This is a genomic window from Chryseobacterium sp. JV558 (genome assembly GCF_033712365.1).
Taxonomy (GTDB): Bacteria; Bacteroidota; Bacteroidia; order Flavobacteriales; family Weeksellaceae; genus Chryseobacterium.
In genome coordinates this window covers 212,110-234,514 of sequence record NZ_WJHU01000001.1, presented here as the reverse complement: position 1 = coordinate 234,514, position 22,405 = coordinate 212,110, and the positions used below count along the sequence as shown (strand labels likewise).

General features: G+C 36.1%; 24 protein-coding genes. 10 read left to right on the top strand and 14 right to left on the bottom strand.

Annotated elements, in window-relative coordinates:
• Nucleotides 1–19: 19 nt before the first annotated feature.
• The 3 genes from GFU89_RS01115 to GFU89_RS01105 all read right to left on the bottom strand — a co-directional run bounded on the left by GFU89_RS01115 (nucleotide 20) and on the right by GFU89_RS01105 (nucleotide 2,805).
• Entirely contained in the window at nucleotides 20–760 is a 741-nt protein-coding gene (locus GFU89_RS01115; protein WP_318845377.1) for an SDR family oxidoreductase, read from the bottom strand.
• A gap of 96 nt (nucleotides 761–856) precedes the next feature.
• Nucleotides 857–1,789 carry an AraC family transcriptional regulator gene (locus GFU89_RS01110; protein ID WP_318845376.1) on the bottom strand — a complete coding sequence of 311 codons (933 nt, stop codon included), beginning with the start codon at nucleotides 1,787–1,789 and terminating at the stop codon, nucleotides 857–859.
• A gap of 164 nt (nucleotides 1,790–1,953) precedes the next feature.
• Nucleotides 1,954–2,805 carry an SDR family oxidoreductase gene (locus tag GFU89_RS01105; protein WP_318845375.1) on the bottom strand — a complete coding sequence of 284 codons (852 nt, stop codon included), beginning with the start codon at nucleotides 2,803–2,805 and terminating at the stop codon, nucleotides 1,954–1,956.
• Between the two features lie 208 nt (nucleotides 2,806–3,013).
• Here GFU89_RS01105 and GFU89_RS01100 point away from each other — a divergent pair, with 208 nt between their 5' ends.
• The 3 genes from GFU89_RS01100 (at nucleotide 3,014) to GFU89_RS01090 (ending at nucleotide 5,007) form a co-directional block, all read left to right on the top strand.
• Nucleotides 3,014–3,421 (top strand): helix-turn-helix domain-containing protein, encoded by a 408-nt coding sequence (locus tag GFU89_RS01100; RefSeq protein WP_318845374.1) that lies wholly within the window; start codon nucleotides 3,014–3,016, stop codon nucleotides 3,419–3,421.
• A gap of 96 nt (nucleotides 3,422–3,517) precedes the next feature.
• Complete coding sequence (locus tag GFU89_RS01095) at nucleotides 3,518–4,105, top strand: TetR/AcrR family transcriptional regulator (RefSeq protein ID WP_318845373.1); 588 nt, start codon at nucleotides 3,518–3,520, stop codon at nucleotides 4,103–4,105.
• 95 nt (nucleotides 4,106–4,200) lie between these two features.
• Nucleotides 4,201–5,007, top strand: a complete 807-nt coding sequence (locus GFU89_RS01090; protein ID WP_318845372.1) for an SDR family NAD(P)-dependent oxidoreductase — start codon at nucleotides 4,201–4,203, stop codon at nucleotides 5,005–5,007.
• Nucleotides 5,008–5,084: 77 nt separating this feature from the next.
• Here the strand turns inward: GFU89_RS01090 and GFU89_RS01085 are convergent, their stop codons facing one another.
• Nucleotides 5,085–5,942, bottom strand: a complete 858-nt coding sequence (locus GFU89_RS01085; RefSeq protein WP_318845371.1) for a DUF4240 domain-containing protein — start codon at nucleotides 5,940–5,942, stop codon at nucleotides 5,085–5,087.
• Between the two features lie 255 nt (nucleotides 5,943–6,197).
• On the opposite strand from GFU89_RS01085, the gene GFU89_RS01080 reads away from it, so the two are divergent.
• Nucleotides 6,198–7,496 carry an epoxide hydrolase gene (locus tag GFU89_RS01080; RefSeq protein ID WP_318845370.1) on the top strand — a complete coding sequence of 433 codons (1,299 nt, stop codon included), beginning with the start codon at nucleotides 6,198–6,200 and terminating at the stop codon, nucleotides 7,494–7,496.
• Between the two features lie 45 nt (nucleotides 7,497–7,541).
• Nucleotides 7,542–8,000 carry an organic hydroperoxide resistance protein gene (locus GFU89_RS01075; RefSeq protein WP_318845369.1) on the top strand — a complete coding sequence of 153 codons (459 nt, stop codon included), beginning with the start codon at nucleotides 7,542–7,544 and terminating at the stop codon, nucleotides 7,998–8,000.
• Nucleotides 8,001–8,433: 433 nt separating this feature from the next.
• Here the strand turns inward: GFU89_RS01075 and GFU89_RS01070 are convergent, their stop codons facing one another.
• The 4 genes from GFU89_RS01070 to GFU89_RS01055 form a co-directional block, all read right to left on the bottom strand.
• On the bottom strand, nucleotides 8,434–8,766 hold the full coding sequence (locus tag GFU89_RS01070; protein ID WP_318845368.1) for a helix-turn-helix domain-containing protein: 333 nt from the start codon (nucleotides 8,764–8,766) through the stop codon (nucleotides 8,434–8,436).
• The gene (locus GFU89_RS01065; RefSeq protein WP_318845367.1) at nucleotides 8,742–9,161 is read right to left on the bottom strand and encodes a transposase; all 420 of its coding nucleotides are present in this window, start codon (nucleotides 9,159–9,161) and stop codon (nucleotides 8,742–8,744) included. The genes GFU89_RS01070 and GFU89_RS01065 overlap by 25 nt, the downstream gene beginning before the upstream one ends.
• A 33-nt stretch (nucleotides 9,162–9,194) precedes the next feature.
• On the bottom strand, nucleotides 9,195–9,665 hold the full coding sequence (locus GFU89_RS01060) for a hypothetical protein (RefSeq protein WP_318845366.1): 471 nt from the start codon (nucleotides 9,663–9,665) through the stop codon (nucleotides 9,195–9,197).
• Between the two features lie 115 nt (nucleotides 9,666–9,780).
• Complete coding sequence (locus GFU89_RS01055; RefSeq protein ID WP_318845365.1) at nucleotides 9,781–10,668, bottom strand: hypothetical protein; 888 nt, start codon at nucleotides 10,666–10,668, stop codon at nucleotides 9,781–9,783.
• A gap of 356 nt (nucleotides 10,669–11,024) precedes the next feature.
• On the opposite strand from GFU89_RS01055, the gene GFU89_RS01050 reads away from it, so the two are divergent.
• Both GFU89_RS01050 and GFU89_RS01045 read left to right on the top strand, forming a co-directional pair.
• On the top strand, nucleotides 11,025–14,018 hold the full coding sequence (locus GFU89_RS01050; protein ID WP_318845364.1) for a two-component regulator propeller domain-containing protein: 2,994 nt from the start codon (nucleotides 11,025–11,027) through the stop codon (nucleotides 14,016–14,018).
• Nucleotides 14,011–14,649 carry a response regulator transcription factor gene (locus GFU89_RS01045; RefSeq protein ID WP_318845363.1) on the top strand — a complete coding sequence of 213 codons (639 nt, stop codon included), beginning with the start codon at nucleotides 14,011–14,013 and terminating at the stop codon, nucleotides 14,647–14,649. Before GFU89_RS01050 ends, GFU89_RS01045 begins: the two co-directional genes overlap by 8 nt.
• Nucleotides 14,650–14,752: 103 nt before the next feature.
• Here GFU89_RS01045 and GFU89_RS01040 read toward each other — a convergent pair whose 3' ends face one another.
• Nucleotides 14,753–15,274, bottom strand: coding sequence for an ankyrin repeat domain-containing protein (locus GFU89_RS01040; RefSeq protein ID WP_318845362.1), 522 nt, complete (start codon nucleotides 15,272–15,274; stop codon nucleotides 14,753–14,755).
• 5 nt (nucleotides 15,275–15,279) lie between these two features.
• A complete protein-coding gene (locus GFU89_RS01035) occupies nucleotides 15,280–16,803 on the bottom strand; it encodes a catalase (RefSeq protein ID WP_413228571.1) in 1,524 nt (507 codons plus the stop codon).
• 260 nt (nucleotides 16,804–17,063) lie between these two features.
• On the opposite strand from GFU89_RS01035, the gene GFU89_RS01030 reads away from it, so the two are divergent.
• The gene (locus GFU89_RS01030; RefSeq protein WP_318845361.1) at nucleotides 17,064–17,585 is read left to right on the top strand and encodes a TlpA disulfide reductase family protein; all 522 of its coding nucleotides are present in this window, start codon (nucleotides 17,064–17,066) and stop codon (nucleotides 17,583–17,585) included.
• A gap of 494 nt (nucleotides 17,586–18,079) precedes the next feature.
• On the opposite strand, the gene GFU89_RS01025 is transcribed toward GFU89_RS01030, so the two are convergent.
• The 4 genes from GFU89_RS01025 to msrB all read right to left on the bottom strand — a co-directional run bounded on the left by GFU89_RS01025 (nucleotide 18,080) and on the right by msrB (nucleotide 20,915).
• The gene (locus GFU89_RS01025; protein ID WP_318845360.1) at nucleotides 18,080–18,895 is read right to left on the bottom strand and encodes a ferritin-like domain-containing protein; all 816 of its coding nucleotides are present in this window, start codon (nucleotides 18,893–18,895) and stop codon (nucleotides 18,080–18,082) included.
• Between the two features lie 24 nt (nucleotides 18,896–18,919).
• The gene (locus tag GFU89_RS01020) at nucleotides 18,920–19,630 is read right to left on the bottom strand and encodes a ferritin-like domain-containing protein (protein WP_318845359.1); all 711 of its coding nucleotides are present in this window, start codon (nucleotides 19,628–19,630) and stop codon (nucleotides 18,920–18,922) included.
• 83 nt (nucleotides 19,631–19,713) lie between these two features.
• Nucleotides 19,714–20,283: a fasciclin domain-containing protein gene (locus GFU89_RS01015; RefSeq protein ID WP_318845358.1), complete on the bottom strand. Its 570-nt coding sequence runs from the start codon at nucleotides 20,281–20,283 to the stop codon at nucleotides 19,714–19,716.
• A 116-nt stretch (nucleotides 20,284–20,399) separates the two neighbouring features.
• Complete coding sequence (msrB, locus tag GFU89_RS01010) at nucleotides 20,400–20,915, bottom strand: peptide-methionine (R)-S-oxide reductase MsrB (RefSeq protein WP_318845357.1); 516 nt, start codon at nucleotides 20,913–20,915, stop codon at nucleotides 20,400–20,402.
• Between the two features lie 48 nt (nucleotides 20,916–20,963).
• Between msrB and GFU89_RS01005 the strand changes: the two genes are divergently transcribed.
• Nucleotides 20,964–21,575, top strand: coding sequence for an RNA polymerase sigma factor (locus tag GFU89_RS01005; RefSeq protein WP_318845356.1), 612 nt, complete (start codon nucleotides 20,964–20,966; stop codon nucleotides 21,573–21,575).
• A 1-nt stretch (nucleotide 21,576) separates the two neighbouring features.
• Entirely contained in the window at nucleotides 21,577–22,395 is an 819-nt protein-coding gene (locus tag GFU89_RS01000; RefSeq protein WP_318845355.1) for an anti-sigma factor, read from the top strand.
• The last annotated feature ends 10 nt before the right edge of the window (nucleotides 22,396–22,405 follow it).

Sequence of the window (22,405 nt, the reverse complement as noted above, 5' to 3'; positions counted from 1 at the left end):
TATATGATATAAATGATTATTATGCCATAGCACCATTTACCCCAATAGTTTGTCCACTGATCCATTTCGCGTCATCTCCTGCAAGGAAAACCACGATTTTAGCAATATCAGAAGGTTCTCCCAAGCGGTTAAACGCATTTAAAGAAGCCAGCCTGTCTATCACTTCCTGTGATTTACCCGTCGTAAAAAGTTCTGTATTGGTAGGTCCCGGAAGAATTGCATTTACATTGATTCCTCTGCTGCCAACTTCTTTTGCAAATACACGGGTCAATTGTTCTACAGCCGCTTTGGTTGCGACATAAGTACCATAAGAAGGCATCATCAGTCTTGTAGTGGTAGAAGAAAAATTAATGATACTTCCATTGTCAGCCAGCCTGGTAGCGGCTTCTCTTAAGGTGTTGAATGTCCCTTTTACATTAATGTCGAACTGGCGTGCAAAGTCCTCATCAGTCGTGTCTTTGATCAGTTTGGTAATCATGATACCGGCATTGTTGACAAGAACATCAATTTTCCCATAATGACTGACAGCCTGATCAAACATTTGTTTTACAGCTTCAGGACTGCTTACATCTGCCTGTATGGCAATAGCTTCACCTCCATTCGCTTGTATTAAAGTTACGACATGTTCTGCAGCCTCTTTTCCGCCTGCATAGTTGACGATAATTTTTGCTCCCGCTGAAGCAAGCTGTTGAGCGATTTCAGCTCCGATTCCTCTTGACGCTCCGGTCACCAGGATCACTTTGTTGTTTAATGTACTCATATTACTTTGTTTTTATCAATGTTAATTTGATAGGACAAAGTTGGTACATTACACCTCCAAAGAGCGTACAAGAATTATAGCAGATGTTGCAAATATCTAAGATCGGTTTCCAAAATACTGTTTTCGGTATTCTGCAGGGCTTATTGATGTATGTTTTTTGAAATAATTGCTGAAATGAGGGGTTTCAAGAAAGCCTAAACGGGCGGCAATCTCTTTAACCGTGAGTTTTTCATTCTGCAGCATTACTTTAGCTTCAGTTGTCGTTTTATCAGCAATCCATGAACTGATAGTTTTCCCTGTTTTGCTGCTGACAACACTTGACAGGTAATTGACATGCAGAGCCTGCAGATCAGCATAATCCTGAACTCTTAACTGAGAATTTGTCTTTCCGTTGATCAGATCTCTGAAATGCCGTTCTACATTCAGTTTGAAAGTTTTAACGATCTGTGAACTGCGATTCCCTTCATAAATAGGGTCATAATCCTGAAAAAAGTATTCTTTGATCTTTAACAGCAATGCAATCACAAGAGCTCCGATAATCTTATTTTTATATAAAGAATGCCCTTTATATTCTTTGTGTATCAATGTAAATAACTCTTCTATCTGGCCGAATTGCTCTTGTGTCAAAACACGCGGAGCAATAACTTCTGACAAAAGAAAAGAGAAATCCCGATAGACATCCTCATGTACATATTCTTTCAAAAATCCTTCTCCAAAAGTGATAAGGCAGGTATGTTTCAGCTTTTCCCATTCAAAAATCCTGTAATTTCCGGGGTTGGTAAAGTATACGGTATCTGAGGTTACTTCAAACCGCTGATCATCTATTGTATAGTGTCCGAATGCACTTTTTATAAACAAAAAACTGAAATAATTCGGGCGGAAAGGTTCTGATCGAAAGGGTAAATCTTTGAATGTCTCTTCTAAATAATGAATGGTAAAGCCCGACTCCTCTTCCAGATAATCAACCGGAAGATCCAGCTGCTGATAGAGCTCACGGAGTGTCCGGACATTCAGTTTATCGTTGGCCATTACATTAATTTTAGGTAAATTTAAAAATTTAATGGATGCCTTCTACATGAAATATCCTTTGTTGTAAAAAATGTCTTAAAATAAAAAGGAGAAATACAATCTTATTTCAACTGTATTTCTCCTTTACTAATGATTGTAAGCTTTTAAGCTGTTTTAAGGATTAATTAAAATCCATACGCTTTCATCCATTTTTGTTTAATCTCTACAGTGGCTTGATTATATTCATTGTCAACCCCTTTTGAAAGAGGATCCAACGGGGTACGAAGTGGTCTTTTCCCTTTTTCTGTATTCACCAGCAAAAGAGCTCCATCTGCAATAACCTGTGGATCAGGAGCTGATTCTGTAAAGAGTTTTCCAAATATTCCCTGAATTTTCTGACTTATCTCTGCAACAGCAGAACCATAGGATTCCTGAATACCTTCACGATCTCCATTCACATGTGCCTTGTGTATAATTTCCGTCATGAATCCGCCGGGCTCCAGCAATACAGATTCTATTCCCTGTCCTGCAAGCTCTTCATAAGAACCTTCTACCAGGCCTTCCAATGCAAATTTAGTAGCATTATATGCAGATTGTAAAGGCAGTGATATTCTTCCTACCTGGCTTGATATCGTGATAATGAGTCCACCTTTTGCAGCTCTCATGATCGGAAGTACTTCGTTATTCACTCTTAATGTTCCCCAAACATTTACATCAAATAGTTTCTTGATCTGTGCTATCGAATAGGACTCAAGAACACCTGCTCCATATATTCCGGCGTTATTAATCAGAACATCAATCTTTCCATATTTGGCATATACCCAAGCAACTGCGACTTTTACAGAGTTTTCATCTGTGATATCCATATCTACAACCTCTGTATTTTCTAATGCATTCAAAGATTTTGCATGTACGGCATTACTTCCTTCTGTATTTCGCATCGCAGCAATTACATGATGCCCTTCTTTATTAAATGTTTTTACCATTAATGCACCGAAACCGGTACTTGAACCTGTAATTAAGATTACTTTTTTCATTCTTTTTTGTTCGTCTCTTTTAATTATTGACTCTTTTTTAACTCAAAAGAATACCGGCCGGAATTCCTTTTATCATCATCTTATTTCAACCGGAAAGCTTATTCTGCTTTATGAGGAAATACCTGAAAAATGATGTTGCAATTTAGCACAGATTTGCTTTCCTTTGTATAGTGCTTTCCCAAAGGAAAGCGAAATAATTTTAAAAAATATGTCTGTAAAAAAAATAAAGTCGAGCTGTCTGGAAACAATAAAGCCTGTACGGGATGCTTTAGACGTTCTGAGTGGCAAATGGAAACTGGCTATCATTGTTTCTGTATCTGTAGGAAATGACCGTTTCACGGATATTCAGGATAGTATACCGGGAATCACTCCGAAAGTTCTGGCTAAAGAATTAAAGGAACTGGAACAGCATCAATTAATCAAAAGAACTATTATTGATGACTATCCTGTTAAAATTATTTATCAACCTCAACCCTATTCTGCTACATTAAATCCTATCATTTTTGCTCTTAAGGACTGGGGAACGAATCATAAAAGAAAGCTTTTCGAAGAAGGATTCACAATGGATGATGTGGGAGAAATCCCTCAATGCCTTCCTGACGAACAAACACAATGATTTACAATACTTTACAAGAAACTATTAAAAAAAACAAGAAAATTTTTGTTTTTATGACCAATCGGTCATATATTTGCATCGTTATTTAATCATATCATGGCAAAAGGGGAAGAAACCAGACAGTTCATTATAGAAAAAGCAGCACCTATTTTTAATACAAAAGGGATTGTAGCTACTTCTATGAGTGATATTATGGAGGCGACCAAGTTGTCTAAAGGCAGCATGTATGTTCATTTTGAAAATAAGGACGTTCTTGCCTGTGCTGCCGTTGAGCATAATATGAAGCTATTAAGTGACGGACTTCAAAGAGTTTTGAGTGGCCGTAAAACTGCCGAAGAGCAACTATTAGCTTATATTGATTTTTTCAGTGATCCCAATCATCCCCCGGTTGTTGGAGGCTGTCCTCTATTAAATTTTGGAATGGAAGCAGATGACACCAATCCTATAGTCAAAGAAAAAGTAAACCGTGCGATTAAACAAGGGCAGGAATTGCTTTCCGGTATTATAGAAAGAGGAATTGCCAATAAAGAATTCAGAGCAGACTGGAATCCGGCAGATTTTGCAACGGTTTTGTTTGCCATGCTTGAAGGAGGTCATTTGATGTCCAGAATGTCTGGAAACAATGACAGAATGGAGGTTATTGGGAACAGCCTGAAAAAAATGATAGAGGAAAACAGAGTGTAATTTTTTTTGTCAAAAAAGTGACCAATCGGTCATTAAAATAAATATAAAAACTTTATAAAAAGTATAATCACAACAATTAATTAAAAAACAAAACAATGTCAAAAACAGTTTTAATTACAGGTGCATCAAAAGGTTTCGGAAAAGCATGGGCAGAAGCATTTTTAGCAAAAGGATACAATGTGGCTGCAACAGCCAGAAACATTGAAACCCTTACTGATTTAAAAGAAAAATATGGGGATTCTGTATTGCCTTTAACCTTAGATGTAGACAAGCGCGAAGAATCTTTGGCTGTAGCTCAGAAAGTACATCAGCACTTTGGCAGCATTGATATCCTGATCAACAATGCGGGATATGCATTAACGGGTGCTATTGAAGAAACAAATGAGCAGGAAGCAAGAGCACAGTTTGAAACGAATTTCTTTGGAACTTTATGGCTTACACAGGCAGTACTTCCTATTATGAGAGATCAGAAAAGCGGCCATATCATTCAGGTTTCTTCTATTCTGGGATTAGCAACGTTACCAACGATGGGACTTTACAATGCTTCTAAATTTGCATTGGAAGGGTTAAGTGAAACGTTAGCAACGGAAGTGAAAGAATTTGGAATTCATGTTACTTTGGTAGAACCTAACGGCTATGCTTCAAATATATGGCATACAGGGATTAATACTCAAAGCAATCCTGTTTATGATGGACTTAAAAAAGCCTTTTCGGAAGCTGAGACCTCTTTCGGAAGTGTAGAAGCTACGGCACCAGCACTTATCAAACTAGCAGAAACTGAAAATCCTCCGTTGCGATTATTGCTTGGGAAAGTAGCTCTTCCTTTTGTAAAGCAGAATTATGAACAGCGACTAAAAGTTTGGGAAGAATGGAATGAGGTATCCGTAGAAGCTCACGGGTAATTTTCACAACAATACTATCATAAAATAAGCTCCGTCTTTATAGAACGGAGCTTATTTTTATCTTTTTTAAGAAATTTTTATTTTCTCAATTCACAGATCTCTTTTACCAATTTCGGATACATCTTCTGGAGATCGGTCCCCTCTTTGGGCTCCCTGCTCATCTGGCGGTCCATACTATCATAATGATTATCTGGATAAAGCTCATACACCGCATCTCTTATTTCTGACTCATCATCGTTGTCATGATTTTCGGAATAAGCTTCATCTGAGACATATAAAAGTCCCTCCCCCCAGCAATCACCAATATTAAAGCTGTATTTTCCACTTACAAATGCCTGGATATCTTTTGTAATATCTTCAAAAAATTCCTTCCCTTTCAGGAGCAGCCAGCAGCGGAAATAAATAAACCCATCATCAGAAAGGGAACCATCAAAGACATATGTTCCGTTTTCTGCCCTGAAATCACCTTCAAGGATAAAGGAAAGCTCAGCAATTTCAGCGGTATACAGTTCACTCAATTTTTCCTGAAGCGTCTTTTCAAAAAGAATAAGTCTTTCTTTTCCAAATTTAGCAAGATAAGCTGTTAGATTTTCCAGGTGTTCATCAATATCATACTCACTCCAATGGGCTTTTTTATATTTATTGGATTTTTCAATCGCTTCCCAGAAATAAATATCTGCTTTTTCATTTTCTGAAATTTCTTTTTTCTGAGGGACTTCTTCGTTCTCCTGAATCTCGGTGTATCCTTTTTTCATCTTTTGGCTGATGAGTTTTTCAGATTCGCGAATGCATTCTTTTTCGTCGGCAAATTCTTTAACAGTTTCACGTCCTTTGGTTCCGGTTTTCCCGAATGCTATTTTTTGTGTAGTTCCTGAATATTCAATATTCCAGAATTTATCAGAAAGTTCTTCCTGATTGATGAAATTTCGTTTCATAAAAGCTTTTATAATGTGACTGGCAGAACAACGAAACTACAAAAAAAATGAGAAATGAACAGCTTTTCTGAGTATTTCTTTTTCACAGATTTGTCCTTATATACTCTCCCACTTTCCTGTTCATCCTCTTGAATGTCTATTTCGATACGAAATATGACTATTTGAACAAATTACTGGTTTCCCAGGCACTTCTCAGAGCATAATTTTGTCTCATCAAAAAAGAAAAACAGATTTAAAATCTAAAACAATAAAGCAATGAAAACAACAATTTCAACCATCCTGTTAGCAGCAACTTTTATGCTAAGTACTCCTGCAATCTTTAAAGCGCAAGCTAATAACACCCCTACGGCTTCGTCAAAATCTGATACAAGTATCCGTCCTTTTCACATTAATATCCCACAGTCTCAACTGGATGAACTCAAAAGAAGAATTTCAGAAACCCGTTTTCCTGATAAAGAAACAGTAAATGATGCTTCTCAGGGAATTCAGCTTGCTCAGTTACAAGAACTGATCACTTATTGGGGGAATGGTTATGACTGGCGAAAAGTGGAAAATAAGCTGAATGCCCTTCCGCAATTTGTAACAAAGATTGACGGGCTTGATATTCAGTTTATTCATGTACGTTCAAAAGAATCTAATGCAATGCCTGTAATTCTTACTCATGGCTGGCCGGGTTCTCCATTAGAATTTATTGATGCCATAGGTCCTCTGACTGATCCGGTAAAATATGGTGGAAAAGCAAGTGATGCTTTTGATGTGATTATTCCAGCGATTCCTGGATATGGTTTTTCAGAAATCCCTACTGAATTAGGCTGGAATCCAGACCGTGTTGCCCGCGCATGGGATGTACTGATGAAGAGACTTGGTTACAAAAAATATGTTTCTGAAGGTGGTGACCATGGCTCTGTAGTTTCTGATGCTTTGGCAAAACAAGCTCCTTCCGGTCTTTTGGGTATTCACTTGACCATGCCGGCAACCATTCCTGCTGAACTTGTAAAACCTATCAATGCAGGTGATCCTACTCCTGCCGGGCTTTCTGCTTCTGAGGCACAAGCGTATAATGCAATGAGTACTTTCTTTGGGAGGAATGCAGCGTATGGAGGAATGATGGTAACACGTCCACAAACGACAGGGTATTTACTTTCCGATTCTCCAGGTGCTTTAGCCGCATTCCTTTACGAGAAGATCGCTGAATGGAGTGAAAGTGACCTTCATCCGGAAAATGTAATCGGCCGTGATGCGATTCTGGATGACATTACGCTTTACTGGCTTACCAATACAGGGGCATCTTCTTCGCGTTTCTATTGGGAAAATAATAAAAATAACTTCAGCGCTGATGCACAGAAAACAAAAGATATTAAAGTTCCTGTAGCCATATCAGTATTTCCTCACGAGATTTATCAGGCCCCGGAAAGCTGGTCAAAACGTGCCTATCCTACATTATACTATTATCACAAAGCTCCGAAAGGAGGACATTTTGCAGCTTGGGAGCAGCCACAGGTCTTTACGGAAGAACTTAGAGCAGCTTTCAAAGATTTAAGAAAAAAACTTTAATAACAGATCAAATCAACAATATTGTTCAATCTAAATAATAAAAACATGGAATTAAATACCATTCAGGAAGTAGAAAATACAACAGTAGTCAACATCAGTAAAGTGTTGTATTCCGGTAACGTTGTAGTAACCGGAGGACGTAACGGAGAAGCTAAAAGCAGTGACGGAAAACTGGACATTGAGCTGACGTCTCCCGGTGCCAAAGGAAACGGAACGAATCCAGAACAGTTATTAGCGGCAGGATGGTCGGCATGTTTTATCGGAGCGATGCATTTGGGTGCTGTTAAAATGGGAGTTACTCTTCCTTCAGACCTGTCTGTCAATACCTCCATAGATCTGGCGGCTAATGATGACGGATTTTTTCTGCAGGCTCATTTACAGATCATTTTACCGGGTCTTCCCGTAGATGAAGCCAGAAAAGTTGTGGAAACGGCACATGCTACATGTCCTTATTCAAAAGCAACCCGTGGAAATATCAATGTGAAGATAGATGTAGTGGTGTAGTTATCAGAATATTATTATACCATTCTGATTGAAAATCTTCCTTGCCTTTTGGTAAGGAAGGTTTTATTTTTTTAAATGAAAAGGATCATAGTCAAAACACAAATGAAATACCTAGAAAGAAAATGATCTCTCTAGATATTTCATCCTTAGTCTTTAGAATCAATAGTAATTAAATGCGATTAGGAATTTAATTTTATAATCATTAGTGTATCTCCAAAGGTCTGATAATTAAGAAAAAAGACAAAATAGATCTTGTAAACATTCTAAGCTTATTCTGTAAAAAGAAATCTCAGATATTGTAGATAAAATACTACCCAACGCTATGATGATAACCATAAAAAAGAGCATATCCACAATCAGATATACTCTAAAAACTTAGAAAAAAAACAAAATTATAAACAACATTGCTTTAGTGGAAAATGTGTTCTTCTCTTTATATTAAAAATGTACGTTTCCATTTGGTCACCGTATTTCTGCTCAGCTTAAAATGACTGGCCAATTGGGTATTATTTAATCTGTGTGCTTTTTGATAGTCGAGGATTTCGAAAATAGCCTGTTTATCATAGGATTTGAATTTCTGGCTTTCGGATAATCCATCAAAAAAAATGATATTATTAATTTTCAATACATCGGATACAGACAGACTGTCTTTGGATAGAAACCCTTGGACAAATTCTTTTTTATCAGGGCATTTGGCTGTGATAAAATCATGATAAATCTGTTTATAATTCGGGCCAATATTTATGCTCTGTATTTGCTTATCCATTTATTGAGGGTTGATTTTGGAATTCTATATTGATTCATAATCTCTAAAGGGGTCATCTGTTTATTCTCCAGGAGTTCGAGCATAAAATCTATAATCTCTTTGGTGTATAAACTTTTCCTGAACTGCGGCATTTGAGAACGTTTCTCTTTTTTATTGGGACCGGAAGCCGGAGCATATAAAATCAAATGATTGGAATACAGCCGGAAAAAGTCATATTCCAGCAGCTTACACCATTTTAAAAGGACGTCTGCACCTACAGACTTCTGAGAATACATTTCTGTAATTTCCATTTCTGTTTTCTGCAGAAACTTACAGATTCGGCTTATCTCTACCTCTTCTTCCTTTACTCTTTTATACAGCAGGCCTCCGATATGAATATCTTTTAAGTTTTCCATCCTATATTAATTTATTTACTGTTTAACACACCGTTATCTCCTTCCGGAAATAAGCTCATGGTCTTTCATGGTCAAATTTTTTGTGATATCCCTGAAAAGTAAACTCACCTGATTTTCATTGCAAAAGGTAATATCAATATCCATTCTCAATACTTTTTCCGAAGAACCTGAGAACAGAATAACCAGGTATTTTTTTAAAATACCTTCCTTGATTTCAATATTTAAGATTTTCCTGTGCGGCATTTCAAAACGGGGTTTTTTACATCCTGAAAGCCATTGATAACTTTTTATGGAAAGGATTTCTCCGGAGTTTTCATATTCGAAGATAAATCTGTTTTTTAGTTTCCCGTATAGCAATACCAAAAGAGTAATAAAAACAAACAACATGGAAAGTAAATAATAATGAAGATATCTAAGCGTAATAATGGTTACTACAAGTAACACAATTACTACCAGCTGAAAAATCATATGATTAATTACTTTTTTCTTATTGTTTATTTTCATTGAACTCTCAAATTGTGAAGATTGTTATGTTAATATATTGCTTTTTATAAAAAGTAATCTGAATTCAAATGGCGGAATATTTCTACTCCGCTCATTTTAAAATGTAATTAAAAATCTAATTCTTGTAAAAACTATATCCTGTAGACTGTACTCCCCAGTTCAGTAAGAAAGAAGTATCTGTAATATTAGCACGGGAAGACAGGTTTTCAATTCCGTATAACAATTCTACTTTATACTCAGAATCCGGATCAATACTAATCCCTGTTCCGTCACCTACACTGTAATTGGCATATAGAAAATATCTGAAATTGGCATTGGTAGCACCTCCTGTAGCATATGGATTACCTGAGCTGTCCAAATTGGCAGCATCAAAGAAATATGGTGAGATCTGCGATGTCTGCATCACTACGGTTACGGTATTCTGTTCCGTCCAATCATTCACCCCAGGCCCTGTTTTTTTATATAGTCTTGCGTATGCTCTGCTATTGAACAATACAGGAACTTTAATCTTTCCTGTGCCACCTTCAATGGAAGTTTGGGAAAACGCACCTAAATCAGCGTAATTCATCTCAAACCATAATCCCCAGGATACCGTACCTCTTCGTACAGAACTTACCGGAAATTTCAACCCAATTGTAGAATTGGGAACTACCCAGCAATTACTGGCATCAATCTGAGGAGAACCTCCATTTTGCGCATTATTTCTTATCGAAGTCAAAGCTACATTCCTGGAATCATTTTGTCTGATATTACTATCTAAGTTATATACAATAAAATCATTGGGATTTACTGGCTTGAATATTCCTATATTTCCGTCTGCATCAGCTACCACAGGAGTTCCTCCAGGAATGATAGGTAATGTACGGGTACGCAACTCTCCATTGATATCTAATGTTTTTGTAGGAGAAGTCGTATTGATTCCTACATTTCCGGTTTGTCCGGACACGGTAATAGATAGTCCAAGCATTACCGCTGCTAAGGATGTAATTTTTCTATTTTTCATAACCTTTGGTTTATTTTTTTTGACATTCATTTGCTTATTGACCACCTGAATTTTAACAGAGGAGATCTGAATCTCCCCTGTATAAACTACCCTGAAACTCTACTTAAAATACGTGGGAACATATTTAACATTCATTGTTAAATCAGGTAATAAATTGTTGGGACAAAGATCAGATAACCCATACGGATGGTAAAATAATTATTGTAAAAATAGATGGCCATGATTGTAATTATAAATTTAATAGTGTGTAGTTTAAAAATGACATTGTATACTTTTGCTGGCCGTTAATTTTTCCTAACTTTATAATAATAATTCACTATATCTATTAAAAAAACACACATAATTCCCAATCCACAATGATGTCTTATAAAATCCATTTTATTATTCTGCTATTCTGTATACAACTCTGTTATAGCCAACAGACAGCCTCTGTATGGTATGATACAGACAATGGGCTTCCGCAGAATAGTGTAAAGGATATTACCAAAGATAAATATGGATTTATCTGGTTGAGTACAGAGAACGGACTAGTGCGGTATGACGGGTATAATTTTGTAACCTTTACTCATCTTAATCTTAAAAATAACAGGTTCACCTTCTTTTTCGGAAATGCTGAAAAAGACTCTATATATAATTTAACGGCTTACAGTGAAAACACTATTTTACTCTCCAAAAGAAATATAAGTGTTTTACAAAAACAGACCAGCTGTATCCGAAAAGTATTGACTGAAAGCAGAGCACATTCCATCTTTGTAAAAAACAGAGTGTTGGAAGAAGTTGAAAATAGAAAATATTTCATTTATTTTGATAAAAACAGCTACTATCACCTTGCTAATGATGGTACGATTCAGTATAAACACCAAAATATGGCTCCCATCAAAGGCTTGGATGAGAACTATATATTGGATACTTTCTGTTTTGGACAAAACATTTTCATCACTTCCAAGACCTTAAAAAAAATCATTAAAATATCCTCCGGGAAAGTAACTTATCTGGATGCTCCAGATGTATTTTTTCAAAAGGATGCCAAAATATACTGGAGTCAGATCAACAATCAATCTTTCATCATTCATGATCATATATTGTATAAAGTTCTTTATGATAACAATGCCATCAGCGTAAAAAAAATGGCAACTTATGATCTGAATAAAAACTCATTATCTTCCATTTACCATGATGAAATCAATAATAAGCTCTATCTGGGAACCTTGTCTGACGGCCTGAATGTCATTAAATTCAATAATTTTCATGTAGTCAACAAATCAGACAAGTCTTATGATAATATTTTTTATTCTCCGCTGCTGTTCGGAACGGATAAAGTAATCACCTCATCAGGAGATGTTTATAACGAAAACGGATTGGTAAAGCAATATCATTTCAATACCACCAGCAGGTATTTTTTATTATATGATAACAAAAAAAACATCATTGTACAAAAGGACAAATCTCTGCTGCGTTATTTCAGTAACACCGACTATTCTACAAAAGAAGAGCAGGATTTCGGGAAAACAGTATCTTATGCATGGAATGTAAAAGATTATTACGTGGTGGTATTTCATCAGCCCTCGCTAAGATCTCAACTTGTTTTTTATAAGGATGCCAGCTTCAAAAAGTCCTTTCTGCAATTCTCAATCTCTAATATTGTGACCTCTGTGCAGGAATATGGCCGAAATAAGTGGCTGGTAGGAACCAGAGATGCCTTATACTCCATAGAAGCACCTTCTTTTACGCCTAAAAAAATATCTTCAAAACCTTTGAATGTAAGAGAAATTGTAAAAACTGAAGATGGTAATTTTTGGATCATGACTCAGGGAAACGGCTTTTTTCTTTACAGAAACAAAGAATTAATAAAAATGCCTGACGATAAGGACGGCTACCTTCTATTTTCGCATACGATTCTGGAAGATAAAAAAGGATTTTTCTGGATCAGTACCAATAACGGGCTATTTCAGGTGCTGAAAAGTAATCTTCTGAACTATTCCAGAGATAGAAAATCCTCAGTGTATTATTACAGATACAGCAAGGAAGACGGATTCAGCACAAATGAATTCAACGGTGGGTGTTCTCCCAGTGCTGCAGTACTGCAGAATGGAAGCTTTGTGCTGCCCTCAATAAAAGGATTGATATTTTTTGATCCTAAAAAAATAAGAAGCTATTATCCGAAGAATTTCTTTATGGAACGTGTCATATTTTATGATTCAAAAAGCAGCAAAAAAGAAAATACCATCAATCTGGAGAACAATTTTTATAAAGCTTTGATATTGGTAGATGTACCCTATTATGCCAACCGGGTAAACCTTGTGATTGAAGCCAAACTGAAAGGTTCTAATAATGAGAAATGGGAGAAAGTAAGCAGTGACGGAAAATACTATATCACCAATCTGGATCCCGGAAAATATCAGCTTATCGTAAGAGTATTAGCCTCTCCAAAAGGAAAATACATTTACAAAACATTGAATATTGATGTCAAATATCTATTCTATCAAACATTGCTTTTTAAGTTTTTCACCATCTTAATTCTATCACTCATCTTATTAAAACTAATAAAACTAAGAATAAGAAGACAGGAACTGAAAAAAAGAGAACTGGAAAAAATCATTGAGATAAGAACTCAGAAATTATTAAAAGCAGTTTCAAAACTGGAATATACAAAGGAACAGCTCCGAAAAGAAAGTGTTCAGCAAAAAAAATTGCTGGAGACGATAAGCCATGATATTATCACTCCTATCAAATATCTTTCTATTGCGGCAAAGAAATTGTATGAAACAGATGAACACGATCATTATATACAAAAAAAGCATTTTGAAAGCTTTTATAAATCTTCAATAGAGTTCTACAACTTTGTAAAAACCCTGAAGGAATACGCTGAGATTTACAATATCTCCGAGAAAAAGGAAACTTATAATATTTACGAAGTTATTGAAACCAAAAAGACACTTTTTGAGGGGGCTGCCAGAGAACAAAATACGCAGATTATTAACAATGTTAAAAACCCTACCTACTCCAAAATCAATCAGAATGTAGTAGCGGTTATTATTCATAATTTAATAGACAATGCCATAAAAAACACCACAAATGGAATCATAGAGCTGACTACAATTGAAGATGACAGCATCTTTTTTCTGGAAGTAAGAGATACAGGAAAAGGAATGAGCCAGGAACAGATGAAGTATTATGAAAAGCTTCAGAATAATATTGAAAATGAAAAACTCATTTTACAAAAGTACAGTCTGGGGCTGCATCTTATTCTTCAATTACTCATGATGATCAACGGTAAAATAGACTTTAAAAACAATAACCCATATGGAACAATAGTATCGATTAAAATAAAAAAACAAAAATATGGATAGAAAAATTATTATTGCTGATGATCATTTTGTAGTGAGATTGGGAACCACCCTTATTTTGGAATCCCACTACAAAGATGTGCAGATTTCCTACGCGGAATCTTATACTGATCTGACGGATAAACTACTCGTTGAGAAATTCGACTTATTGATCCTGGATATCAATATGCCGGAGAGTAAGTATCTGAGCATGATAGGTGAAGTAAAAAAAATACAGCCTGACCTGAAGATTTTAGTGTTTTCAGTGTATGACAATGATATTGCAGTACAATATATCATTGAAGGAGCTGACGGATACATTAATAAATTATGTGATGAAAATAATATCCTGGAAGCCGTAGAAAACATCTTTGAAACAGGAACCTATTATTCTCCGGATATTGTAAAAAAACTGGTTTCTTCTGCTAAAAAAGATACTCCTGTCAATCCGATAGAAGCTCTATCCGAAAGAGAAAAGGAAATATTTGATTTATTGATAAAAGGATATGGTAATATTGAGATCTCGAATGAGCTGAACCTGCACCTATCCACAGTAAGCACCTACAAAGCAAGAGTTTACAAAAAACTAAACATCAAAAACACAGTAGATCTTGTACGCTTAGGAGATAAAAACCAGGCACACAAATACAAATAATCACAAGCATTTAATAAAACACTAAGAATGTAATACCAAACAAAATGCCCAATATCAGATTGATATTGGGCATTCTTTTTTTAATCAGCCAATAATAACTGTATTATTTCATCACTGATTCTCCTTGAAGCAATTTCACAGCTTCTTCATTATTCTGCATCAAAGCATGCTGCAGAGCAGTGTTTCCTCTGTTATCCTTTATACTTTTATCCGCTCCTTTTTCTAAAAGTAATTTCAGGATTTCTGTTCTGCCAAAAACGGTTGCATAGATAAGAGCCGTTGCATCATTATAATTTCTGGCATTCATATCAACTTTAAAGGAAATAAGTAATGAAACCATTTCTGTATATCCTTTAAATGCAGCACCCATTAATGCTGTATTACCGCTTTGATCCTGCAGATCAGGCTTAGCTCCGTTTTCAAGCAGCCATTGGGCAGTTTTGTAATGATTATGATATACGGCTAAAATTAAGGGAGTATAGCCTTCTGTGTTTTTAGAATCAATATCTTTTTTAAATTTAGACATGGCTTCTACATTGCCTGTCTTTGCATACGAAAAAATGTCTTGCGCGCTCATTCTGTCAATCGCAAAAAAAAGCATGACAACGGAAACAAAATATTTCATTATCCTTATTTTGAAGATAATAAAGATTCCAGCTGCTGACGGTCCATTTTAACATATTGCGCCAGACGTTTTCCATATTCAGTGTCTGCCTGGTAGAAGTAAGAGATCATTTTAGCTACTACTTTTTTATTGGTAACGCTGTTCAAAGCATTACCAAGGTTTTTAATCAGATTATCCTGGTCTTTTTTAGAGAAAGACCTGTACAGATCTCCGGCTTGTTTAAAGTTGTTTTCCTTATCTATTTTCGCCTGTACCGATGAAGTACCTGCTGGAAAAACATTCTGAGAGTATTTGAATTTTTTGTTATCGGTCACTTCCGGTTTACCCGCTGAAGGCTGGTAGTTTACCTCTCCGCTTTGAGGTCTCATAGACATATATCCGTTTTGATTATAGGTCATCACTTCATTCTTCGATGCATTCACTGGCAGCTGTTGGAAATTTCCTCCAATCCTGTGTCTCTGAGTATCAAAATAAGAGAACAGTCTACCCTGTAACAGTTTATCTTCTGACGGCTCAATTCCTGGCACAAGAGTTCCTGGAGAAAAAGCGGCCTGCTCTACCTGCTGAAAATAGTTTTCTGGATTCTGATTAAGAGTCATTGTTCCTGCTTTAACCGATTTTGCAATAGCTTCCGGCCATATTTTGGTCACATCTACCGGGTTAAAATCAAGCTTTTCAAAGTCCTCTTTCTTCAACATCTGTACATACAAATCCCACTTCGGAAAGTTTTTGTTCTGAATAGCATTGTACAAATCTCTTGTAGCATGTTCTATTTGTGTAGACTGAATTTTATCAGCTTCTTCCTGGGTAAGATTCTTTTCACCTTGTTGAGGAACCCATTTATACTTTACATATGTTACTTCTCCTTTTGCATTGACCCATTTGAAGGCATGTACACCATTCCCCTGCATTTCCCTGTAGCTGGCAGGAATTCCGTAATCTGAAAACAACCAGGTTAGCGTATGCGTAGCTTCCGGAATATTAGCCATAAAATCAAAGACCCTGTTATTGTCAGAAGCGTTATTGGTAACCGGAGATGGTTTAAAAGCGTGAACCATATCAGGAAATTTCATGGCATCCCTGATGAAAAATACCGGTAAATTGTTACCCACTAAGTCGTAATTTCCCTGATCAGTATAAAATTTAACTGCAAATCCTCTTGGATCTCTGAAGGTTTCCGGAGACCCCTGCTGATGTACTACAGTAGAAAACCTTACCAATACAGGTGTTTTCTTTCCAGCCTTTGATAAAAAATCTGCCATAGTAACCTCTGAAAAATCTGCATCTGCAACAAATTCTCCAATAGCTCCGGCTCCTCTCGCATGCACTACTCTTTCGGGAATCCTTTCTCTGTCAAAAGCAGCTAACTTCTCAATCAAATGAATATCTTCCAGTAAAACCGGTCCATTATTCCCTACCGTTTTAGAATTTTGATTATCTCCTACAGGGCTTCCCGTATTAGTTGTCAGTTGTTGAGAATACAGTCTAGACGTGATAAGAATCCCCGCTAAAAACACATTTTTTTTCATAATTTCTTATTTATTGTGGGGCAAATATAGACCGTTGATCTCCTGAATCCCTCTCAATAAATTCGATTCCGAAAATCTATACAATCTATCAATATTAAATAAATCAATAGATAAAGTCTACTATATTTTAAAAAATAAGATTTATAGAATGATAAACTTCTCTGCTCTGTGACAATTTAATTTGCTATTCCTGTAGTTTAATATCTACAGTCTCGATCATTTATTAGATTGAAGAATTACATAGTTTTGCAAAAAAACAAATGATAAAAAAAATAATATTAATTATAATTATTCCAGCAGCAGCTATTTTCCTTGGATTAAAATTCATCAAAATAAGTACTGTTGATCCTCCTATAATCAATCACCTTAAAACAAAATTCTCCGGAAATATTGAAGACAGCCCCTTCCAAAAAGAATATCTGAATAAGGACGGAATCATCGTGATCAATGTTTGGGCCACGTGGTGTAAACCCTGCCTTCAGGAAATTCCAACTTTCAAAAAAATAATGGAAGAGAACCCAAACATAAAGTTTGTTTTTTTATCTATTGATGAAGATCCTGAAAAATTAAAAACTTTTCTCACTAAAAATACGATAAACGATATTACACTTCAGAATATAGAATACATTGATGCCATCAAAACCTTTTTAGGAGGAAATGGTCTGTTGGGATATAGTGCCATCCCATTAACTTTTATCATAAAAGATGGAAAAGTAATTGATAAAAATGTAGGGAGTATAGATTATAATGAGTTTACCACTCGATTAAAAACTCTCCAATAGAATTCATCATATCATTTTAAAAACACAACATTCATATTAACTGAACCGCTGGAAAACTGAAGGTTACAGATGTTGAACAGCGGTTATATAAGATAGGCGCCAAGCTTATCTTTTTTTAAGATCCATCTACAATTAAAAAATATCTTATTTTTTTGAGATGCTTTCGGGCAGCAAACATTGAAGCTTTCTGTACATTTTTAAAAAAAAACAGAAAAAATAATTCAAAATAATGAGACTTTGAAACTTTTTTCAATACATTTGCGGCTTGATTATCTCATTAATTTGAGTTTCATGGTTATTAGTTTTTATCCCCAGGAATTACTGGGGATTTTTTATTTAAACCAATACCTGCCCCATCGTCACTTCAAAGGTATTATTAAGGAAAACCAATCCCCTACACTATAGCACTCATTTACAAATCTATATAACATAAAAAAGTCCATTTCCGGAAAATTCCGGAAATGGATACCACTTTATCATCATCCAAATCACAACTAAACTATGAACAGGGAAGCAATAGTCTGTGCATCGCTGCCACTTAATATTTCATCATAGGCCGCAGAACCAGCCGCAGCTCCAAATAAAGTTCCTGTATTATAACCTGCCTGATTTACATTGTCTTCTCCGGCATACACGGGATTGGTTGCAGAGGGCATACTTCCTCCGTCAGCAAGCTCAATCCATCCTTTATTGGCTCTCATCCTCCTTACCTGAGAAGCATGTCGTGCTTCTACAGAGTGAATCTGTAATGCGGCCTGAAGTACAACCTTGTTAGACATTACATTTCCGGCCTGTCCTTTATAAGCTCTTACTCCAGTGTCTTCAAAAGCCTGTGCAAGAATAAGAAACTGGTTATAATCTGTAAAAGGCGTAAAATTTCCACTGGCTGTAAAATCAAAAGTCGGTTTACTTCCCGGTGTTGTTCCAAGAGAAGTCAATGTACTTTTCAGAAAACTCACATGCGCTGATTCATGTTTTGAAATCTGCATAAAAACAGTTCTGTCTCCAGTAGGGATCAATCCTGGTGTGGATAGTCCTATACTGTAATATTCATTTTCCAGATATTCCAGGACCAATGCCAGTTGTAAGGCATCCGTCAGGGTGCTTTTTAAAGCAGTACCTGTTAAATTCGTTGTTGTAGTTTCTGCTTTGGCAGAGGTTGCCATCAACGTTCCCAATCCAAGGGGGACCGCTGCTGTAGCTGCTTTTTTTCCGAATAATGACATATTCGTAATGGTTTCCAGTCTTGAAGCTTCCGTTGTGAAAAATTTATCATAAGAAAGCTTATCCAGTAATCTAAGAATATTCATAATGTAATTTTTAAAGGTGAATGATTAGTTAATGCCTCTTTCTTTCCAGGTAAAAGGCGTTTTGATAAATGCTCCTGCAGCCATCACAATATCTTTAGGCTCTTTTGCAAGATCAAGTCCGTTCGCATCTATCACATCATCTCCCGAAAAATCAGCAGATCCTGGATTGATCAAATTTCTGATGGCAGAAGCGTGTCTGGCCTCCACCGAAACTATTTTACCGGCAATCACCAGATAAGCAGGATTGGAAATATATTTTCCTGCTCCATTGTATGCTGCCACTCCAGTATCTTCCAAAGCTTTTGCTGTGGCCAATACTGAATTACGATCATTAAAATTCACATTAGGATACTGGAATTCCAGTTTGGGAAGTACATGGTCTGTAGCACCACTAATAGCTACTTTAAAGAAATCCCGGTGAATCACTTCATGATGATAGAGGTCTGTAAAAACTTCTTTTTCAATACTGGAAATTCCCGTATAAAAATTATTCACCACTTTTGTATAAAAATCAGCTTCCAGCTGTTCGAGTGCATAGGCATAGTTTAATATCCCTACATCTCCTGTCCCCAGATCATACTTGGGCTCATCTATGATCTGAAAATCATCATTGTCATCACAGCCTATGAAAGTAAGGCCTGCGATGGCTAATCCTACTCCACTTAATTTTAAAAAGTTTCTTCTGCTTGTATCAAGGGTTACTCCCTGATTAGAAACCTGAATTGGTTTTTTCATAATATTAATTTTTTTAGTGTTAGGATAAATAATAGAAAGAAAAACAGCATACTAACATATGCTGTTTGAAATCTTACAAATTGTTATGGCATTAAAACCGTGTCTATTACATGAATCACTCCATTAGATTGGTTCACATCTGCAATAGTTACTCTGGCACTGTTTCCTTTAGCATCTTTGATATAAAGGTCTTTGCCTTTAGTCCAGAAAGTAATTTCCTCTCCCTGTACTGTTTTCATCATGCTTTTACCGTTTCCTGCTTTTACAGCAGCCCAGATTTCTTTTGCGCTGTATTTTCCAGCAAGAACATGATATGTCAATATGCTTGTAAGCATTGCTTTATTTTCAGGCTTTACAAGGCTTTCTACGGTTCCTTTCGGAAGTTTTGCAAAGGCAGCATCTGTGGGAGCCAGTACGGTAAAAGGTCCTGCTCCCTGTAATGTTTCTACCAAACCGGCAGCTTTTACTGCTGCTACGAGGGTTTTGTGATCTTTGGAATTGACCGCGTTTTCAATAATATTTTTGGATGGATACATAGGAGCTCCTCCTACCATTACTGTTTTTTCTTTCATCGTTTGTGCCGTTACCTTCCCGCTAAAAGCAAATGATAAAGCGACCATTGCTAAAACTGTGATTTTCGATTGTGTGTTCATTGCGTTATTTTTTAATTAATTATAGTTAATTGTGTGTTTAATGTCATTTACGAGGTTGGTTTTATTTTAGATTGAAAAAAACGAAATTATTTTTCAACAAATTGATTTATAGCTTGTTATTTTTTATTTGGAACAAATTCAAGGCAAACAGAATTCATACAGAAACGTTTTCCTGTAGGTTTCGGGCCATCATCAAAGACGTGTCCCAGATGAGAATCACATCTTCCGCACAGTACTTCTGTACGTTCCATGTGATAAGAGGTATCTTTTCTGTATTTAACCCTGTTTTTACGGATAGGCTGATAAAAAGACGGCCATCCACAGGTGGTAGCAAATTTTGAAGTTGAAATAAAAAGAGGATTCCCACATACCGCACAATAATAAGTTCCTTTTTCATCAAATTCATAATACTTTCCGGTAAAAGCAGTTTCTGTAGCTCCTTCTCTGGCCACCTGATAGAGTTCGGGTTTTAAAATCTTTTTCCATTCAGCATTACTTACTTTCAGTAGATTTTCAGCTGTATGGGAGTAATAAGGATTTTTAATTTTAAAAAGCTGACTCTGGGCTTTATAGAAGTGTGCAGACAGAGCGATACAAAAAACAAGTACAGCTCTTGAAGTATGATTTTTCATATTGAATATATTTTAATAACTTCTTTAAAATCATGTACGAAATAAAAGATGGATTGGATTTTATTGACTATTTGTTTTATTTTGTTACATTTGGACAGAAAAACAAAAGCTATTAAAACAACCTATTCGGAAGAGGAACTTATCGTTTTATTAAAAGAAAAAAACGAAGCCGGTTTTCATTATCTGTATGACCACTATTCCGGTGCGCTGTACGGAATCATTCTCCGAATCGTTCAGTCTAAAGAATACACTGAAGAAGTGATTCAGGATGTTTTTGTTAAAATATGGAACTCTATCCATCAGTACGACGCTTCCAAAGGGAGGTTTTACACCTGGATGATCAATATCGCAAGAAATACGGCTATTGATTATTTAAAGTCTAAAGGATTCCAGAATGAGCTTAAAAACCAATCACTTCCGGATTTCGTATATAATACTGCAGAACTTTCAACGGTCAATAATTCATCCGACTATATTGGATTCAACAATGTGCTTGAAGGACTGGAAACAGACAAGCAGGAACTTATAAATCTTGCTTATTATCAGGGATATACCCAACATGAAATATCCGAAAAACTGAAGATACCGCTGGGAACGGTGAAAACGAAAATGCGTAATGCACTGATGAAATTAAAAGATTTGCTAAAAGATTATCAATAAATTGAACACTAAAGAATACATATCATCCGGAATTATAGAATCTTATATTCTTGGCCATGCTTCTCCTGAGGAAGCAGGGATTTTGGAGTGTGTGATGAAAAATAATGCTGAAGTAAAAGCAGCTTTTGAAGAAGCACAAAAAACTTTGGAACATCTTGCTACCGCTCAGGCTGTAACTCCTCCAAGTGATTTGAAATCTAAGATCTGGAATAAAATTCAGCAGGAACAGACTGAAGAAATAACACCTGCTGTTTTAACAGACATTCCAGCAATAAAAGACAATAAAGAAACTCCAGAAAGAGTAAGCATTCAGAGAAATACCCACTGGAAAACCTATGCAATAGCAGCTTCTGCACTATTCCTGATCAGTGTTGCGGGCAATTTATTCTGGATGAACAGCCAATCGTCCAATGAAAAGGAAATGGCTTTATTGTCTGCAGAAAAACAAGCTCAGGTTCAGGCAATGAAAAAAATGAACCGCAAGATTGATATGTTCTCCAATCCTGATATGCAGATGGTAATGCTGAAGGGTGTGGAAAAGCATACGGATTCCAAAGCAATGGTTTTCTGGGATAAAAAAACAAAAGAAGTCTATCTGAACGCGGAAAAACTTCCTAAAGCTCCTACAGGAATGCAATACCAGCTTTGGGCTATCGAAGACGGGAAACCTGTAAGTGCAGGAATGTACACTGAAGATAAAGACAGCAACACTGCGCTGGCCAATATTTCCAATGCTCAGGCTTTTGCCATTACTCTTGAAAAAGAAGGCGGAAGCAAAGTACCTACCATGGAGAATATGTTTGTAATGGGTGAAATTTAAAACACGTATT

Coding starts and splice junctions, on each gene's coding strand:
- GFU89_RS01115 (WP_318845377.1), bottom strand. CDS start 760: ATGAGTACATTAAACAACAAAGTGATCCTGGTGACCGGAGCGTCAAGA.
- GFU89_RS01110 (WP_318845376.1), bottom strand. CDS start 1,789: ATGGCCAACGATAAACTGAATGTCCGGACACTCCGTGAGCTCTATCAG.
- GFU89_RS01105 (WP_318845375.1), bottom strand. CDS start 2,805: ATGAAAAAAGTAATCTTAATTACAGGTTCAAGTACCGGTTTCGGTGCA.
- GFU89_RS01100 (WP_318845374.1), top strand. CDS start 3,014: ATGTCTGTAAAAAAAATAAAGTCGAGCTGTCTGGAAACAATAAAGCCT.
- GFU89_RS01095 (WP_318845373.1), top strand. CDS start 3,518: ATGGCAAAAGGGGAAGAAACCAGACAGTTCATTATAGAAAAAGCAGCA.
- GFU89_RS01090 (WP_318845372.1), top strand. CDS start 4,201: ATGTCAAAAACAGTTTTAATTACAGGTGCATCAAAAGGTTTCGGAAAA.
- GFU89_RS01085 (WP_318845371.1), bottom strand. CDS start 5,942: ATGAAACGAAATTTCATCAATCAGGAAGAACTTTCTGATAAATTCTGG.
- GFU89_RS01080 (WP_318845370.1), top strand. CDS start 6,198: ATGAAAACAACAATTTCAACCATCCTGTTAGCAGCAACTTTTATGCTA.
- GFU89_RS01075 (WP_318845369.1), top strand. CDS start 7,542: ATGGAATTAAATACCATTCAGGAAGTAGAAAATACAACAGTAGTCAAC.
- GFU89_RS01070 (WP_318845368.1), bottom strand. CDS start 8,766: ATGGATAAGCAAATACAGAGCATAAATATTGGCCCGAATTATAAACAG.
- GFU89_RS01065 (WP_318845367.1), bottom strand. CDS start 9,161: ATGGAAAACTTAAAAGATATTCATATCGGAGGCCTGCTGTATAAAAGA.
- GFU89_RS01060 (WP_318845366.1), bottom strand. CDS start 9,665: ATGAAAATAAACAATAAGAAAAAAGTAATTAATCATATGATTTTTCAG.
- GFU89_RS01055 (WP_318845365.1), bottom strand. CDS start 10,668: ATGAAAAATAGAAAAATTACATCCTTAGCAGCGGTAATGCTTGGACTA.
- GFU89_RS01050 (WP_318845364.1), top strand. CDS start 11,025: ATGATGTCTTATAAAATCCATTTTATTATTCTGCTATTCTGTATACAA.
- GFU89_RS01045 (WP_318845363.1), top strand. CDS start 14,011: ATGGATAGAAAAATTATTATTGCTGATGATCATTTTGTAGTGAGATTG.
- GFU89_RS01040 (WP_318845362.1), bottom strand. CDS start 15,274: ATGAAATATTTTGTTTCCGTTGTCATGCTTTTTTTTGCGATTGACAGA.
- GFU89_RS01035 (WP_413228571.1), bottom strand. CDS start 16,803: ATGAAAAAAAATGTGTTTTTAGCGGGGATTCTTATCACGTCTAGACTG.
- GFU89_RS01030 (WP_318845361.1), top strand. CDS start 17,064: ATGATAAAAAAAATAATATTAATTATAATTATTCCAGCAGCAGCTATT.
- GFU89_RS01025 (WP_318845360.1), bottom strand. CDS start 18,895: ATGAATATTCTTAGATTACTGGATAAGCTTTCTTATGATAAATTTTTC.
- GFU89_RS01020 (WP_318845359.1), bottom strand. CDS start 19,630: ATGAAAAAACCAATTCAGGTTTCTAATCAGGGAGTAACCCTTGATACA.
- GFU89_RS01015 (WP_318845358.1), bottom strand. CDS start 20,283: ATGAACACACAATCGAAAATCACAGTTTTAGCAATGGTCGCTTTATCA.
- msrB (WP_318845357.1), bottom strand. CDS start 20,915: ATGAAAAATCATACTTCAAGAGCTGTACTTGTTTTTTGTATCGCTCTG.
- GFU89_RS01005 (WP_318845356.1), top strand. CDS start 20,964: ATGGATTGGATTTTATTGACTATTTGTTTTATTTTGTTACATTTGGAC.